The organism is Stenotrophomonas sp. YJH_SMC_131, assembly GCF_059367975.1.
The window spans coordinates 640411-657097 of record NZ_JCAFRJ010000001.1 but is presented as its reverse complement, the minus strand read 5'-3'; the positions used below and the strand labels follow the sequence as shown (position 1 = coordinate 657097).

At 67.6% G+C, this 16687-nt stretch carries 11 protein-coding genes; 5 read left to right on the top strand and 6 right to left on the bottom strand.

Features of this window, described 5'->3' with window-relative positions; all coding sequences use genetic code 11:
• Window positions 1-552: an HdeD family acid-resistance protein gene (locus AC5P56_RS03015; RefSeq protein WP_014648758.1), complete on the top strand. Its 552-nt coding sequence runs from the start codon at window positions 1-3 to the stop codon at window positions 550-552.
• The gene (locus AC5P56_RS03010) at window positions 549-1019 is read left to right on the top strand and encodes a SecDF P1 head subdomain-containing protein (RefSeq protein ID WP_046433045.1); all 471 of its coding nucleotides are present in this window, start codon (window positions 549-551) and stop codon (window positions 1017-1019) included. Before AC5P56_RS03015 ends, AC5P56_RS03010 begins: the two co-directional genes overlap by 4 nt.
• Before the next feature lie 52 nt (window positions 1020-1071).
• Here the strand turns inward: AC5P56_RS03010 and AC5P56_RS03005 are convergent, their stop codons facing one another.
• The 6 genes from AC5P56_RS03005 to AC5P56_RS02980 form a co-directional block, all read right to left on the bottom strand.
• Window positions 1072-2850 carry an MFS transporter gene (locus AC5P56_RS03005; protein WP_014648756.1) on the bottom strand — a complete coding sequence of 593 codons (1779 nt, stop codon included), beginning with the start codon at window positions 2848-2850 and terminating at the stop codon, window positions 1072-1074.
• 192 nt (window positions 2851-3042) lie between these two features.
• On the bottom strand, window positions 3043-4158 hold the full coding sequence (gene nagA / locus AC5P56_RS03000; RefSeq protein ID WP_288496580.1) for an N-acetylglucosamine-6-phosphate deacetylase: 1116 nt from the start codon (window positions 4156-4158) through the stop codon (window positions 3043-3045).
• Window positions 4155-4931, bottom strand: a complete 777-nt coding sequence (locus AC5P56_RS02995; protein WP_014038836.1) for a DeoR family transcriptional regulator — start codon at window positions 4929-4931, stop codon at window positions 4155-4157. Before AC5P56_RS02995 ends, nagA begins: the two co-directional genes overlap by 4 nt.
• Before the next feature lie 33 nt (window positions 4932-4964).
• Entirely contained in the window at window positions 4965-6299 is a 1335-nt protein-coding gene (locus AC5P56_RS02990) for a D-tagatose-bisphosphate aldolase, class II, non-catalytic subunit (RefSeq protein ID WP_288496581.1), read from the bottom strand.
• Window positions 6300-6315: 16 nt separating this feature from the next.
• Window positions 6316-7254 carry an ROK family protein gene (locus AC5P56_RS02985; RefSeq protein ID WP_046433033.1) on the bottom strand — a complete coding sequence of 313 codons (939 nt, stop codon included), beginning with the start codon at window positions 7252-7254 and terminating at the stop codon, window positions 6316-6318.
• Window positions 7247-8401, bottom strand: a complete 1155-nt coding sequence (locus tag AC5P56_RS02980) for an SIS domain-containing protein (RefSeq protein ID WP_046433031.1) — start codon at window positions 8399-8401, stop codon at window positions 7247-7249. Before AC5P56_RS02980 ends, AC5P56_RS02985 begins: the two co-directional genes overlap by 8 nt.
• 322 nt (window positions 8402-8723) lie before the next feature.
• Here AC5P56_RS02980 and AC5P56_RS02975 point away from each other — a divergent pair, with 322 nt between their 5' ends.
• From AC5P56_RS02975 to AC5P56_RS02965, 3 genes are all read left to right on the top strand, one after another.
• The gene (locus tag AC5P56_RS02975) at window positions 8724-12083 is read left to right on the top strand and encodes a TIM-barrel domain-containing protein (protein ID WP_288496582.1); all 3360 of its coding nucleotides are present in this window, start codon (window positions 8724-8726) and stop codon (window positions 12081-12083) included.
• Window positions 12084-12217: 134 nt separating this feature from the next.
• The gene (locus AC5P56_RS02970) at window positions 12218-15193 is read left to right on the top strand and encodes a TonB-dependent receptor domain-containing protein (RefSeq protein ID WP_288496583.1); all 2976 of its coding nucleotides are present in this window, start codon (window positions 12218-12220) and stop codon (window positions 15191-15193) included.
• A 65-nt stretch (window positions 15194-15258) separates the two neighbouring features.
• Window positions 15259-16614, top strand: coding sequence for a Gfo/Idh/MocA family protein (locus tag AC5P56_RS02965; protein ID WP_288496584.1), 1356 nt, complete (start codon window positions 15259-15261; stop codon window positions 16612-16614).
• Window positions 16615-16687 lie beyond the last annotated feature (73 nt).

The window sequence follows — 16687 nt, the reverse complement described above, 5'->3', positions numbered from 1 at the left end:
ATGAATTCCCCCTTGTCTCCCTTGTTGTCAGCGGTTGGCCGCAGCTGGTGGATCCTGCTGCTGTATGGCCTGGTCGCGCTCGGCTTCGGCATCATCGCCATCGGTTGGCCGCTGTCCGCAGCCATGGCATTGGCCTGGACGCTGGGCGTGATGGCCATCATCGAAGGGGTCATCAGCCTGTTCGCACTGATCAGTGGTGGCAGCGGCGCCTCGCGCGGCTGGCTGGCGCTGTATGCCATCGCTTCGCTGGGCTTCGGCATCCTGGCGGTGATCAACCCGCTGGCCACCGCCAGCGTGCTGGTGCTGTTCCTGGCGGCGTGGCTGCTGGTAGCCGGCATCTATCGCATCGTCTTCGCGATCCGCGTGCGCAAGCAGATCCAGGGCGAGTGGCTGCTGATCCTCAGTGGCGTGCTGGCGGTGGTGCTGGGGTTGCTGTTCGCGGCCAATCCATACGCAGGCGTGGCGGTGACCACGCTGTGGATCGGCATTGGCAGCCTGCTGTACGGGCTGCTGCAGGTGCTGGTGGCGTTCAAGCTGCGGAAGCTGAAATGAGGGGCGCGCTTCCGCTCCTGCTCGGCGCGGCGCTGGTGCTGGCCGGATGCATGCCGGGTGCCACGCCCGGTGCGCTGGCAGGCAAGGATCATGCGCCGCGCGCCGGCGTGGACGTGCGCCTGAGCGCGGTCGATGCGGCTGGCAACGGCACTCCGGCGCACTGGCAAGGTGAAACCCTGGCCCTGCGCGAGCCGCCGATTGCCGGCAGTGCGGACATCGCCGATGTGCGCTACGTGCTGGACGATGCCAAGCAGCCAGGCCTGCAGATCCGCTATCGGCCAGAAGCGCATCAGCGCATCCACGATGGCACCTCGGCCCTGGTGGGCCAGCGCGCGGCGATCAGCGTGGACGGCCGCGTGCTGATGGTGGCGACGGTGAAAGGCCCCTTCGGGGAATCGATGATGCTGAGCGGGCTGCCGAGCATTGCCGAGGCGCAGGCGCTGGCCAGGCACATCACCGGTCAGTGACGGGCGCGCCAACACCACCGCGCTACGCGCGGAGGTCGACCAAGGTCGACCGCTACCGTGCGAACCGTGCCTCGATCTCCTCCAGTGACTTGCCCTTGGTCTCCGGCAGCCAGAACGCGGCTACCAGGAAGAACACGAACGTGCACGCCGCCCAGAACAGGAACATGCTGGCGTAGCCGTAGTGGCCCACCGTGGGCAGGAAGATCGCCGCGATGGTGGTCGACACGAACTGGTTGATCAGCAGGGCGATGCTCATGCCGTTGGAGCGGATGCGATTGGGCATCAGTTCCGACAGTGCCAGCCACACGCAGACGCCGGGGCCGACCGCGAAGAACGCGACGAATACCAGGATGCAGGCGGCTACCGCCCAGCCATGCGCCGGCGGCGGCACCGGGCCGATGCGGGCCTGCTCGATGCGCAGCGGTGCCTGTGCGGCCTTGGCCGGGTCGGCGAACGGGTTCAGATGCAGCTTGCGGAAGAACGCGCCGATCACACTGTCCGGCTGCACGGTCCCGGCACGCTCGATGCGCAGCTCGCGGTCGGTCAGGCTGTCGCTGCGCAGGGCGCGCACATTGGTGAAGTCACCGTAGGCGTACGACACGGTCAGCTGCATCGGCCGGCCTTCGCTGTTTATGCCACCGCCCAGGCGCTGCCACTGTGCGTCGTCCAGCACCAGCCGCAGGCCGTCGCCGCTGACCGCCGCCTGCAGTTGCGGCTGCACGTCGGCGCGGCCACGCTCGGCCTGGAAGAACAGCGTGGCGGCAGCCAGCAGGGCCACGCAGATGCCGCCGCTGCCGAGCATCAGCAGGAACTTGCGGCCCTTGCGGTCGACCAGCAGCAGCGCGACCACGGTCATCACCGCGTTGAGCAGCTTGATCGCCACGTCGGCACCGTTGGCCACCGAGCCGGACAGGCCGGCCTGATTGAGGATGTTCACCGCGTACGCCAGCACCGAATTGATGCCGGTGGCCTGGGTGCAGGCCAGCACCACGCAGGCCAGCACGAACGGCACCACGTAGCGGCGGCTGAGCAGTGGGTCGCGCTTGCCGTCGCTGCTGCTCGATTCCGGCGCCTGGATCTGTGCAAGGGTGGGTTCCACGTCGGCAGCAGGCAACACCCGCTGCAGGCTGCGGCGGGCATCATCGACGCGGCCGCGGCGCACCAGCCAGCGCGGCGATTCGGACAGCCAGAAGATGCCGGCACAGAACAGCAGGCCTGGCGCCAGGCAGCTCCAGAAGATGGTGCGCCAGGCCTGGTCCTTCACCGTGAACAGTTCCTGCGCCTGCTGCGCCAGCGGCAGCGAGCGCACGGCTTCGGCGGCGGCATCCACCGCATGTGCGTGGTACAGCCCGATCAGTGCCGCCAACACCAGGCCGATGGTCAGCAGCAGCTGGAACATCGCCGCACCGCGCCCACGCCGCTCGGGGCTGAGCACTTCGGCCAGGTACAGCGGGATCACTACGCCGATCAGGCCGCCACTGATGCCCTGCAGCAGCCGCCCGAGCAGCAGCGGCGTGTAGCCGGAGGCCAGCGCCATGATCGGAATCGACGCGGTGAACAGCAGGCCGGCCAGCAGCATCGCACCGCGGCGACCGATCAGGTCGGCGACCATGCCGGCGAACAGCGAGGACAGCACGCTGCCCAGCAGTACCGCCGCCACCACGAAGCCGAGTTGCTGGCTGCTGAGCTGCCAGGCGTGGCTGGCCGTTGCCTCCAGGTAGGGCAGGGCACCGGCGATGATGCCGATGTCGATGCCGTACAGCAGGCCGCCGAGGCCGCCGATGAAGAGCAGGTAGCGTACGGGCCAGCGCGGGGCGGTGCTTGCAGTCATCGGCAGTTCCTGTGGTAGCGCCGGGCCAGGCCCGGCGGCGGTTCGTCGCAGAGTGCATTCTGTAGAGCCGAGCCATGCTCGGCTGCTTTCCGTTCCGATATCGAGGTTCCCCATGCCGCGCTTCGCGCGGTGAGCCGAGCATGGCTCGGCTCTACAGGGAGCCCGCGCGGCATCCGGGCCGCATCGCTTGCGTCAGGTCAGATCGACCACGCGCCCACCAATGACCACCTGCTGCAGGCGCAGTTCGGCGTCCAGCACCACCAGGTCGGCGCGGGCGTCGGGCGCGATGCGGCCGCGATCGCCCAGGCCCAGATAGTCGGCCGGGAAGGTGGAAACCCGCTGCGAGGCGTCGGCCAGGTCCAGGCCGACGCGCACCAGGTTGCGCAGCGCCTGGTCCATGGTCAGTGCGCTGCCGGCCAGCGAACCCGTCGCCAGGCGCACGCAGCCGCCGCACTTGTGCACGCGCTGCTCGCCCAGCGCGTACTCGCCGTCGGGCATGCCGGTGGCGGCAGTCGCGTCGGTCACCGCGTACAGGCGCGGGATCGCGCGCGCGGCCAGCCGGATAACGCCGGGGTGGATGTGCTGCAGGTCGGGGATGATCTCGGCGTACTGCGCATGCGCCAGCGCCGCCGCCGCAATGCCCGGGCGATAGTGGTCAACGCCGGTCATGCCGTTGAACAGATGGGTGAAACCGGAGGCACCGGCCTGCAGCGCCGCCACGCCCTCCTCGTAGGTGCCGGCGCTGTGGCCCAGCTGCACGCGGATGCCCATCGCCGAAAGCGCGGGTATCAACGCGGTGTGCTCGCCGATCTCCGGCGCCAGCGTCATCACCCGGATCGGCGCCAGCGCGTGCAGCTGCTGCACCAGTGCCACCGTCGCCTCGATCGTGCGATTGGGCTGTGCGCCCAGCCGCTGCGGGCTGATGAACGGTCCTTCCAGATGCACGCCGACGATGCTGGCGGCGTCGGTATCAGGCGCCGCCATTGCCGCAGCGACGCCGTGCAGCGCGTGCTCGATCTCGTCCAGCCCGGCGGTCATGGTGGTCGCCAGCAGCGTGGTGGTGCCGAAGCGCAGATGGGTGCGGGCGATGGTGCGTGCCACGTCGCCGCCCTGCATCAGGTCCACGCCGGCCGCGCCATGCACATGCAGGTCGACGAAGCCGGGCAGGATCACCGGCAGCTGCAGGTCGTCGGCGCCGCTGTGGTCGTCCACCTGCAGCCGGCGCACGCGTGAATCGAAGTGGACGTGCCCCCGCCGCCAGCCCAGCGGGGTGAGGATGCGGCCATGCAGGGTGCGGGTCTCGGTCATGCGGTGGGCTCGGCGATGATCACTTCGATGCCCAGCCGCTGCAGCCCTTCGCGGGTTGCATCGTCGATGCCGGCGTCGGTGATGATGGCGTGGATCTGGTCCAGCAGGGCGATGCGGTGCAGGCTGACGCGGCCGAACTTGGAGGCATCGGTCAGCACCACGATGCGGCGCGCACGCTCGACCATGCGGTGGTTGAGGCGGGCTTCGGCCTCGTCGTGAGTAGTCAGGCCGAACTGCAGGTCCAGGCCGTCCACGCCCAGGAACAGGGTGTCGAAGCTGTACGAGTTGAGGCTGGCTTCGGCCTGGCTGCCCTGCAGCGACAGCGACTGCTGGCGCAGCAGGCCACCGGTCAGCAGCACGGTGATGCCCGCGGCATTGGCCAGTTCCCAGGCGATGTTCAGGCCGTTGGTCATCACCGTCACGTCGCGATGCGCGCGCAGGTGGCGGGCCAGCGTCATCGTGGTCGAGCCGGAATCGATGATGATGTTGTCGCCCGGCTGCACCAGGCGCGCAGCGCGCGCACCGATCGATTCCTTCAGTGGCAGGTTCAGCGCGTCCTTCTCATGGATGTCCTGTTCCTGCGGCGGCGTGCGCACCAGGGTCGCGCCGCCGTGGGTGCGGTTGGCCAGGCCCTGCGATTCGAAGTGGGTCAGGTCGGCACGGATCGTCACCGCCGACACGCCGAAGCGCTCGACCAGATCGGCCACCTGCACCGAGCCGTGCTCGATCAGCAGCTGCAGGATCTGTTGCCGGCGGGAGCGGGTGTTGCGCATGGCCATTCTCGGTTTTGCGGGAAAAGGTAGAGATTAGCCGTTCGCAGGAACGCCGGCAGCCGAACCTGCGTTCTGCGTGCGGGGTCCGGCCTGGTTGGCGCTGCAGGCACGGGCGTACTCACCCAGGCACAGGCCGATGCGGTGCTGCACCAGCGCGGTGGGGGTGTTGGCCAGGCTGCCTTCGCGCACGGCGCGGTACTGCTCCGGCAGGTACTGGCTGAGCAGCACCAGCGGCGGCGCATGCTGCTCCAGGTTGGCGAACAGGGTCTGCACCGCCTGTACCAGCGCCGGCTCGCCCCAGTAGTAGCGGCAGCGGTCGCTGAAGGAATAACGGCGCAGCAGGCGCAGCGCGGCGGCATCGCCCTGGTAGTAGGACTGCCAGTACTTCGGCTGCGCCACCATCACCTCGTCCAGCACCTGCGGCAGGTGCGAGCACTGTGCGGCCGGCAGCAGTTCGGCCTCGATCGCGGCCAGCGCGAACAGCGCCTCGCGGTAGGCGAAGGTGGCCGCCGGGCCGACCTTGAGGATGGGGAAGTGGTCGCGTACCAGCGCATGCAGGCCGCTTTCGCGCTGGTAGTCGGTGGAATGCGCTTCGAACACGATGCGCGGCTGCCGCTCGAGGAAGTCGGCCAGCGCATGGGCGGCGTCCGGGTTGTACTCATGCACGCTGCTGTGGTCGAAGTCCACGCCCGGCTGCACCACCATCGCGATCACGCGCTGCCACGCATCGCGCAGCTGTGGCGTGTCGAACGCCTGCTGGTGGATGGCCAGGGTCTGCGCGGCGGCAGCCGGCGTGGTCACCTGCAGGCCTTCGGCCAGCGAGGCTTCGCCGCCGGGAATCGGCACCTCGGTACCGATCACGTAGACCGGCGGTGGCAGGCCGTGTTCGGCGGCGGTGCGTTCGGCGATCTCGGCAAGCTCGGCCGAACGCGCAGCGACGATGGCATCGGGCAGCGGCACCGGGTCATCGGCGCAGGACATGCTGCAGTCGAGGTGGATCTTGTGGAAACCGGCGGCGACGTAGGCTTCGATCAGCACGCGCGCGTGGGTCATCGCTTCGGCCGCCGGGCGCTTCTGCCAGGCATTCGGGCCGAGATGGTCGCCGCCCAGGATCAGCCGTTCGCGTGGGAAGCCTTCCTCATCGGCCAGGGTGCCGACGTAATCGCGGTACTGCGGCGGGGTCATGCCGGTGTAGCCGCCGAACTGGTCGACCTGGTTGGAGGTGGCCTCGACCAGCAGCACGGTGCCATGTGCCTGTGCCACGTGCATGGCCGCGCGCAGCACCTGCTCGTTGCTGCAGCAGACGCTGTACAGGCCGACATTGGCACCGGCGCGGTGGGAAGCAAGCAGGGTCTGCAACGGGGACATGGTCAGGCTCCGGACATCAGGAAAACGAGGGTTGGCAGGCGAGCAGGGCGGCACCACGTGCGCCACCGGCATCGCCGAAGCGTGGCGGCACGATCGGTGGCACCTGCACACCCTTGAACAGGTGGGCGGCGATGGCGGCGGGCAGGTGCTGGTACAGCGGCGCGTACTGCGAAAGGCCGCCGCCGAGCACGATCACGTGCGGGTCCAGCGCCAGCACCAGCGCGGCCAGGCTGTGGCCGAGCAGGTCGCGATGGATGTCCAGCGCCTTGCGCGCGCGGGCATCACCGGCTTCGGCCAGGGCGATCACCGCGCTGGCGTCGGCGGCGCTGCCACCAAGGTGGCGCTCGATCATCGCCACGCCACTGCCGGACACATAACGCTCCACGCAGCCCTGCAGGCCGCAGGCGCAGTCGATCAGCGGCAGGCCGTGGCGCTGCAGCAGATGACCGGGCACGCTCCAGTGGCCCCATTCGCCGGCCAGCCCGTTGAAACCGGTCAGCAGGCGGCCCTGCACGCAGAAACCACCGCCAGCACCGGTGCCGAGGATGGCGCCGAACATGCTGGGGTAGCCGTCGGCGGCACCGCCGTGTGCTTCAGACAGGGCAAAACACTGCAGGTCGTTGCCGAAATGCAGCGGGCGTTGCAGCCGCGCCTGCAGGTCCGCGGCCACGCTGTGGCCGGTCAACGCAGGCACGTTCGCGCTGAGCTGGCGGCCGCTGCGGCGGTCGCGCACGCCGGGCAGGGCGATGCCGATCGCCGCATCACTGCGGCCCAGTGCGGCATCGGCCTCGGCGACCAGCGCCACGACTGCCTGCAGGAAACCGTCGTAGTCACCCTGTGGGGTGGCCACGCGGCGGCGCCAGGTAACCTGCATCGCCACATCGCACGCCACCAGCTCGATCTTGGTGCCGCCGATGTCGATGCCGTAGCAGGCGTGGGCGATCAGCTCAGCCATGGTGGATGGTGACGCCCTTGACGACGCGGTTGACGGTGCCGTCCGGGAACGGGTTGTCCGGGGTCAGGCCCAGCGCGGCCGAGCGCTGTAGTGCGAACAGCTGCGCAAAGCCCAGCCACACCGGTGCCAGCCACGGATCGTCCAGTGCCGGCACGGTGAGGGTGTATTCGTCGTCGGCGCCGATGTCCGAATGCGGACCGATCGCCAGCACCTGGCCGGCCACGCCGTCGCGGCGCAGTTCTTCCAGCAGGTCCTGTTCGTAGCGGCGCGCCAGCGGCTGCACGCTGCGCAGCACCACCACCAGGGTGTTGCCATCCAGCGTCGACTTCGGGCCATGACGGAAGCCCAGGGGTGTGTTGGCCAGCGCCAGCACGCGGCCAGCGGTGAGCTCCAGCACCTTCAGCGCGCACTCGCGTGCCAGTGCTTCCAGCGGGCCGCTGCCGAGGTAGATGATGCGGTTGAACGGGCGCTGCGCCAGTGTCGCCACCGGTGCATCCCACTGCGCCAGGCCTTCGCGGGCCAGTGCGGCGATCTGCTTCAGGCGCGTCACGCGCGCATCCCACGGCGAACGATCGAACACGGTCAGCGCGGCCAGCAGCATGCAGGTCAGGCTGCTGGTCATGGCGAAGGCGCGGTCGCAGCTGGCCGACGGCATCAGCAGGGTGCAGGTGTCGGCACGGCCGGCGCCACGGCGGGCCAGCTCGCCATCGGCGTTGCAGGTGATGTCGAGGAAGCGCGCGTCATCCACGTCGCTGCGCACGCGGTCCACCGCCGCCACGCTCTCCGGGCTGGAGCCACTGCGGCCGAACGAGACCAGCAGGGTCGGACGGTCGCGCTGCAGGTACAGCGCCGGGTGGGTCAGCAGGCTGGTGGTGTGCACCACGCGCACCTCGGCGGGCCATTGCGCGTTGATCGCGTCGGCCACCATTTCGGCGATGAAGCCGGAGCTGCCGGCGCCGGTGAACAGCACGCGCTGGTTGGGATCGTTGAGGCTGTCGCCGAGGAAGGCCTGCAGGCGGTCGCGGGCACGCGACAGGTCCTGTGCCAGGGCGTCCCACAGCGCAGGCTGCTGGGCGATTTCGGTAGCGGTATCGGCTCCGCCAAGGCGCTGCCAGGCGGACACATCGGAAAGCAGGGTGACGTCCATTCGGAGGTTCCAGTTGGGCCAGCGCACCATCTGCGTTTTCTTTCGAAATGTCAAACATCGAAAGTAAAAAGAAAGAAAAAAGGTGGGTGGCTTTGCCTTGCCCGCGATGCCGGGAAAAACGAAAGGACCGACGGAATTCCGTATCGCACAATGCTTAACAGGCGCCTGCAAGCGCTTACACAAAGTATTGCGGCGCAGCAACTTTCGTTTCATTGGAATATATCTTCCTTTTTCCTTTCAATTTGTTGACATCTTTCGAATCGCTGCCCTAGAGTCGGCCCAACCGCTTTCGAAACGCCCGGTGAACGGGTTGGGAGTCCGCGTGGAAAACTGCGTTCGTCGCTCGCCGCTGATGCTGGCCCTGGTGCCGGCCTTGATGCTGGCGTCCATGACGGCCCGCGCCGAGCCGGTCGGCAACCTGCGTACCGTCCGCGCCAGCGCCAGCCGCGACGGCGTGCAGGGCTGGGACCTGCAGACCGACAAGGGCGCGCGCATCCGCATTGAACTGCCGGCGACCGACATCATCCGCGTGCAGGCCGGCCGCAACGGCACGTTGACCGGCGCCGGCGACAAGGCCGCGCCGATCGTGCTGCCGCAGCCCAAGGCGAGCGTGCAGGCGCAGCTGGAAGAAGACGCACAGGAAATCCGCGTGCGTACCGAGGCACTGGTACTGCATGTACAGCGGCAGCCGCTGCGCCTGCGCCTGGAACGGCTGGACAATGGCCAGCCCACCGCGCTGTGGCAGGAACTGCAACCGCTGGACCTGGATGCCACGCAGAGCGTGCAGGTGCTGTCCTCGCAGGCCGATGAGGGCTACTTCGGTGGTGGCCAGCAGAACGGCCGTTACCAGTTCAAGGGCCGCGAGCTGGAGGTGTCCTATTCCGGCGGCTGGGAAGAAGGTGATCGGCCGAGCCCGGCGCCGATGCTGCTGAGCAGCCGTGGCTGGGGCATGCTGCGCAATACATGGAGCGATGGCAGCTACGACCTGCGCCAGAGCGACCAGGCCACGCTGCTGCATCGCGAAGACCGCTTCGATGCGTACTACTTCGTGGGCGCCGACCTGCCCAAGCTGATCGAACGCTACACCCAGCTGACCGGCCGCCCCAACATGGTCGCGCGCTGGGCGCTGTCCTACGGCGATGCCGATTGCTACAACGACGGCGACAACAGCAGGAAGCCCGGCACCGTGCCCGAAGGCTGGAGCGACGGCCCGACCGGCACCACGCCCGATGTGATCGACAGCGTGGCCAAGCAGTACCGCGCCCACGACATGCCCGGTGGCTGGATCCTGCCCAACGATGGCTACGGCTGCGGCTACAAGCAGTTGCCGGAAACCGTGCAGGGCCTGGCCAAGTACGGCTTCCGCACCGGCCTGTGGACCGAGAACGGCGTCGACAAGATCGCGTGGGAAGTGGGCAAGGCCGGCAGCCGCGTGCAGAAGCTGGACGTGGCCTGGACCGGCAAGGGCTACCAGTTCGCGATGGACGCCAACCGCCAGGCATTCAACGGCATCCTCGACAATTCCGATTCGCGCCCGTTCCTGTGGACGGTGATGGGCTGGGCCGGCATCCAGCGCTACGCGGTGGCATGGACCGGCGACCAGAGCAGCAGCTGGGATTACATCCGCTGGCACGTGCCGACCCTGGTCGGTTCGGGCCTGTCCGGCATGGCCTACGCCAGCGGCGATGTGGATGCGATCTTCGGCGGAAGCGCCGAGACCTTCACCCGCGACCTGCAGTGGAAGGCGTTCACGCCGGTGCTGATGGGCATGAGCGGCTGGTCGTCGAACGCGCGCAAGCACCCGTGGTGGTACGACGAGCCCTACCGCAGCATCAACCGCGACTACCTGAAGTTGAAGATGCGCCTGACGCCATACATGTATGGGCTGGTGCACGAGGCCGCGCAGACCGGTGCACCGCCGGTGCGTGGCCTTATGTGGGACAACCCGCGCGATCCGCATGCGCAGGATGAAACCTACAAGTACCAGTTCCTGCTCGGCCGCGACCTGCTGGTGGCGCCGGTGTACCGCAGCCAGGCCGCCAGCCGTGGCTGGCGCCGCGACATCCACCTGCCGGCCGGCGGCTGGATCGACTACTGGGATGGCCGTCGCGTGCAGGCCGCCGCCGATGGCCGCCAGCTCGACCGCCAGGTGGACCTGGCCACGCTGCCGGTGTTCGTGCGTGCCGGTGCGATCCTGCCGATGTACCCGTCGATGCTGTTCGATGGCGAAAAACCGCTCGATGAAGTGACCTTCGACCTGTACCCGCAGGGCGACTCGCAGTACACGTTGTACGAAGACGATGGCAACACGCGCCGCTATCAGCAGGGCGAGTCGAGCACGCAGGTAATCCGCGTGCAGGCGCCGGCGCAGGGCAGTGGCCCGGTGCAGGTGCAGATCGACGCCGTGCAGGGCCAGTACAACGGCCAGCTGGCGCAGCGCCGCTACGGCCTGCGCGTACTCAGCCGGCAGGCACCACGTGCGGTGCAGGCCGGTGGCCGCGCGCTGCCGGCGCTGGCCGATGCTGCCGCCTTCAACAGCGCCAACGAGGGCTGGTACTTCGATGCCAAGGACCGCCGCGGCACCGTGCATGTGCGCACTGCCACCCAGGATATCCGCCAGCCACTGCAGCTGCAGCTGGACTTCGCAGTCGCTGCCGCAGCCACCGATGATGCCTATCCGGCCGCACCGGTGCTGGGCCGCGAACTGCCGGCCGACAGCCTGCTGGTGGTCAACCGCCCGGCCGAAGAGCCTGGCCATGCGTTGGAGAACGCCTTCGACGACGATCCGGTCACCTGGTTCCGCAGCGTGCGCAACCAGGCCGTGCGCACCGGCGCCCACGAGTGGGTGATCGGCTTCGGCGAGCGGAAGATGATCGATGGCATCGACATCGCGCCACGCAATGACAAGAACTGGAAGCACGGGCAGGTACGTGACTATGAGGTCTACCTGGGCGACAGCAACGGTGAGTGGGGCGAGCCGATCGCCCGTGGCCGCCTGCAGTTGAAGGAAGGCGTGCAGCGCATCGACTTCCCGGCCCACGCCGGCCGCCTGCTGCGCTTCCGCGTGCTGAGCGTGCAGAACCCCGAAGGCGACGGCGCCAGCAGCACCGACCCGATGGTCACCGCCGCACAGGGCAGCGCCCGCGCGTTCGATGCACTGCAGCCGCGCGATGTCGGCCCGATCGCCCTGTCCACCTTCCACATTCTCGAACACCAGGAACCGGAGCGACCGGCCCGGCAGCGCTATCTCTCCGAGCTGCCGGTGCCGGCCGCGCTGGCCAGCCAGCTGCGTACCGACCAGTCCTTCCGTGGCGACGCCGGCATGCGCATGAACGGCCTGCAGTTCCGCCGTGGCCTGGGCGTCGGCGCCAGCAGCCGCATCGACCTGCGCCTGCAGGGCGGCTGGCACCTGCTGCGTGCCGACCTCGGCATCGACGACGCCTGCCGCAACGCCGGCGGCCTGCAGTTCCAGGTATGGGGCGACAACCGCCTGCTGTACGACAGCGGCCTGGTGAAGGCGCCCGGCGTGGTCAAGCCGGAGCTGGACATCCGTGGCCTTTCCACCCTGAGCCTGCGCACGCTGGGTGCGCAGGGCAGCCAACCCGCCCAGGTCTGTGCCAACTGGGCCAACGCCGTACTGATCGGCCAGGAGGGCGACTCCGCCAGCATCGTCGCCCCATGACCCCCACGTAACACCGCTCCTCCCCCGCCCCATCCCGACTACGGCCCTCATGGCCGTGGCCCGGGAGCGTTTTGCCCGCCGAACGCCCACGCGCTCACTCAGTTGCGCCGCACCCTTGCCAGGAGAGAACCCCGATGTTGCCCGCCCGCCACCACCGCCCCCCCTGCCGCCCGATCGCTCCGCTGACGCTGGCCATTGCCGGCGCGCTGTTCTCGCTTGCCGCTCCTGCCTTCGCCCAGGAGAGCAAGGACAACGCCACCGACCTGGCCCGCATCGAGGTCACCGGCTCCAACATCCGCCGCACCGACGTTGAAACCGCCTCGCCGGTGCAGGTGATCAGCAAGCAGGACATCCAGAACATGGGTGCGCGCACGCTGCTGCAGGTGCTCGACAACCTGCCGGCCGCACGCCCTGCGCAGCAGGACGCGCGCTCGCTGTTCACCGGTTCCGATGGTGCCTCGCAGGCCAACCTGCGCGGGCTCGGCGCCCAGGGCACGCTGGTGCTGCTGAACGGTCGCCGCCTGTCGTACTACGGTGCGCCGGCCGGCTTCCAGACCCAGTTCGTCAACATCGATGCGATCCCGGCGGCGGCCATCGAGCGCATGGAAGTGCTGACCGACGGCGCGTCGGCCGTGTACGGTACCGACGCGGTGGCCGGCGTGATCAACGTGATCACCAAGCGCAACTTCCAGGGTGCCGAGATCAGCTTCACCAACGACACCTCCTCGCGCATCGATTCCTACGGTGAGCGCCAGGCCAGCATCACCGCCGGCTTCGGTGACCTGGCCGAGAACCGCTTCAATATCTATGGCGCGGTCAACATGTACCGTCGCGACGCGATTCCGCTGAGCGATTTCTACGACAAGCGGCCCGACCAGTACTACGTCAACAATCCGAACTACCTCAACAACCTGCGCCTGGGCGTGGGCAGCAAGCCGGGTGAATTCAATCCGGGCACTTACTTCGCCTTCGATCCGGTCACCGGCCGCCGCGTGCAGGAAGCTGCGCCGGGCTGCAGGAACGTGCTGACCAGTGAAGCGGCCGGTCCGCGTTGCGTCTGGGAAACCTGGATGAACAACGAGATCGATGCCGGTGCCAAGTCCGAGCGCAACACCGCCTACCTCAACGGCACCTTCCTGGTGGGTGAGAGCACCGAGATCTTCGCCGAGGCGACCTACACCGACATCGACCTGCGCGCCAACGGTGGCACGCCGCGCACCTACGGCACCACCACCGGCAACCCGACCAGCTGGTTCTCGCGCAATACCGGCAACACCGTCAACCAGTTCCTGTACCCGTTCCTGGGCCCCAACAACGAATACAACCATGCCAGTCCGCAGTTGAAGGCGATGATGGGCGGGGTGGTCGGCCTGAACTACCTGCTGCAGGATGCCGGTCCGAACTACTTCGGCCAGCGCAATACCGACAAGAGCTACCGCGTGCTGGCCGGTGCGCGTGGCAACCGGGGTGACTGGAACTGGGAAACCGCCTTCGCCAGCGCGGGTACCCACTCCACCACCTACCAGACGATCAACGTCAACACCAAGGGCTTCGAGAAGGCCTTCGGCCCGTACACGATCGATCCAGGTACCGGTCGGGTGATCATCTCCGACCATCCGGCGTACAAGTTCGGCGAGATCAGCGACGCCAACGCCGCGCTGATCCGTGAAGCGTTCCCGACCTTCGACATCCAGTCGTGGACCCGCCTGCACACCCTGGACGGCAAGATCGAAGGCCCGCTGTTCCAGCTGCCGGCCGGCGAGATGCGCGCCGCATTCGGCTTCAACGCCAGCCGCGAAACTTTCTACACCCCGGGCAACGCCGATGCAGCCAACGGCCTGATCACCCAGCAGGGCGGCTCGTGGTTCGACGGCAAGCGCAACACCTACGCGCTGTTCGCCGAGACCGTGGCGCCGATCACCGACAAGCTGGAGCTGGATGCGGCGGTGCGCGTGGACAAGTACCCGAACTTCAGCGCCAACATCGCGCCGAAGATCGGCTTCAAGTACCAGGCGTTCGATCAGCTGATGCTGCGCGGCACCTATTCCACCGGCTTCCGCGCACCGAGCCTGGCCGAGTCCGGCAACGGCGGCGTGTTCGCCCAGCTCGGTGGCTTCCGTGACGAACTGCGCTGCGGCGAGACCAACGCCATCGCCAACCTGCTGCTGAAGTCGCAGCGGCCGGGTGACGTCGACCTCGGCAAGACCCTGCTGAACGTCGACTGCAGCCGCACCGTGGCGCGCATGACCCAGCCGAACAAGGACCTGAAGCCGGAGAAGGCGAAGATCGCCACCCTCGGCTTCGTCTACGAGCCGGCCAGCTGGCTGTCGGTGTCGGCCGACTACTGGTTCATCTACCGCAACAACGAAATCGTCGCGCCGGACTATCGCCGCATGGAAGACATCATCTCGATGTCGCGCTCGCCGATCACCGACAGTGACCGTGCCAACCTGGCCCAGCTGGCGGCAATGTGCGCCGATCCGGCCAGCGGCGTGAGCTGCCCGGCCACTCTGCCGGGCTACTCCGCCGGCAACGTGGCCAGCGTGGTCGGCCAGTACAAGAACCGCGGCAAGACCCTGATCGACGGCTTCGACATCGATGCGCGCAGCCGCTTCTCGCTGGGCGACTGGGGCAACCTGAACATCGGCCTGGCCGCCACCATCGCCAACCGCAACCGCTTCTACATGGACGCGGAGAACGGCTGGTACTACGGCGACGTTGTGGGTTATTACAACAATCCGCGCCTGCGCGCCACGCTCAATGCCGACTGGACCTACAAGCAGGTGACCACCAGCATGTTCGTCAATTACGTGGGCGGCACCAAGTGGGCCACCGACCAGATCGACGAAGAGAGCAACAACAAGGAAACCTGCACCGGCGGCTACCTGGCCCTGCAGAAGAGCAAGTGCGATGGTGCACCGTCGTGGTGGACCGCCAACATGAGCGTCACCTGGCGCCCGGACGATGCGTGGAACCTGAGCTTCACCGTCAAGAACCTGTTCAACCGCCTGCCGTTCTACGATCCGAACAGCTTCCTGGGTGACTCCAGTGACTACGCAACCATCTTCGGCCGTGGTTACAGTGTGACCATCGGCTACCGGTTCAAGTAATTCCGTTTGCGTGACCTGGCGTGCCGGCTGCGGCCGGCACGCTGCCAAGAGGAGAGATGTTTGCCATGAAGCGTAGGGAATTCATCGCGGCCAGTGCCGCTGTTGCCGCCAGCAGCCTGCTGCCGCAGACCCCCGCCTGGGCACGCGGACGCAAGGTGCGTCTGGCCATGATCGGCACCGGCATGCGCGGGCTGGTGCTGCTGAAGGAGCTGGTGCGTCGCGACGACGTCGAAGTGGTTGCCCTGTGCGACATCGAGCCGATCATGCTGGGCCGTGCCACAGAGATGGTGGCGAAGGCCGGCAAGCCCGCGCCGAAGACCTATGGCCAGGACCGCGACACCAACGCGTGGAAGCGCCTGCTGGAACAGAAGGGCATCGATGGCGTGATCATCGCCACGCCGTGGGAATACCACGCACCGATGTCGATAGCCGCGATGCAGGCCGGCGTGGCCGTCGGCTGCGAAGTGGTGGCCGGCATCACCCTGCAGGACCACTGGGACGTGCTGAAGACCCAGCTGAGTACCGGCACCCCGTACATGCTGCTGGAGAACGTCTGCTACCGTCGCGACGTGATGGCGGCGTTGCAGATGGTGCGCCAGGGGCTGTTCGGCGAACTGGTGCATCTGCAGGCCGGCTACCAGCACGACCTGCGCGGCGTGAAGTTCAATTCCGGCGACTCGAACCAGCCCTACGACAGCGGCGTGGAGTTCGGTCCCAAGGGCTGGAGCGAAGCACGCTGGCGCACCGAGCATTCGGTGGAGCGCAACGGCGAGTTGTATCCCAGCCACGGCATCGGCCCATGCGCGATGTACACCGGCATCAACCGTGGCAACCGCTTCACTCACATCAACGCCTTCGCGACCAAGGCGCGTGGCCTGCACGAATACACCGTGGCCAAGAGTGGCGGCACCACCCACCCCAGCACCAAGGTGAAGTTCAAGCTGGGCGACATCGTCACCACCACGCTGGCCTGCGAGAACGGCGAGACCATCCTGCTGCAGCACGACACCTCGCTGCCGCGCCCGTACTCGATGGGCTTCCGCGTGCAGGGCACCAAGGGCCTGTGGATGGACGTCAACCATTCGATCCACATCGAAGGCCGCAGCCCGCCGCACCAGTGGGAGGAGTTCAAGAAGTACCAGGATGAGTACGAACACCCGCTGTGGAAGCAGAATGCCGACACCGCCGCCAGCGCCGGCCACGGTGGCATGGACTGGTTCGTCATCCATGCATTTGTTGAAGCACTGAAGGCCAAGGCACCGATGCCGATCGACATCTACGACGCGGTGACCTGGAGTGCGATCACCCCGTTGAGCGAGCAGTCGATCGCCAACAGCTTCCAGACGCTGGAGTTCCCGGACTTTACTGCTGGTGCGTGGAAGACGCGCAAGCCGATCTTCGCGTTCGACGGTAAGTATTGAGGTTTACACCCTTCCACGCTGTGACGGAGACGCCGGGCACTGCCCGGTGTTTCTGTTTCTGGAAGCATTCGCC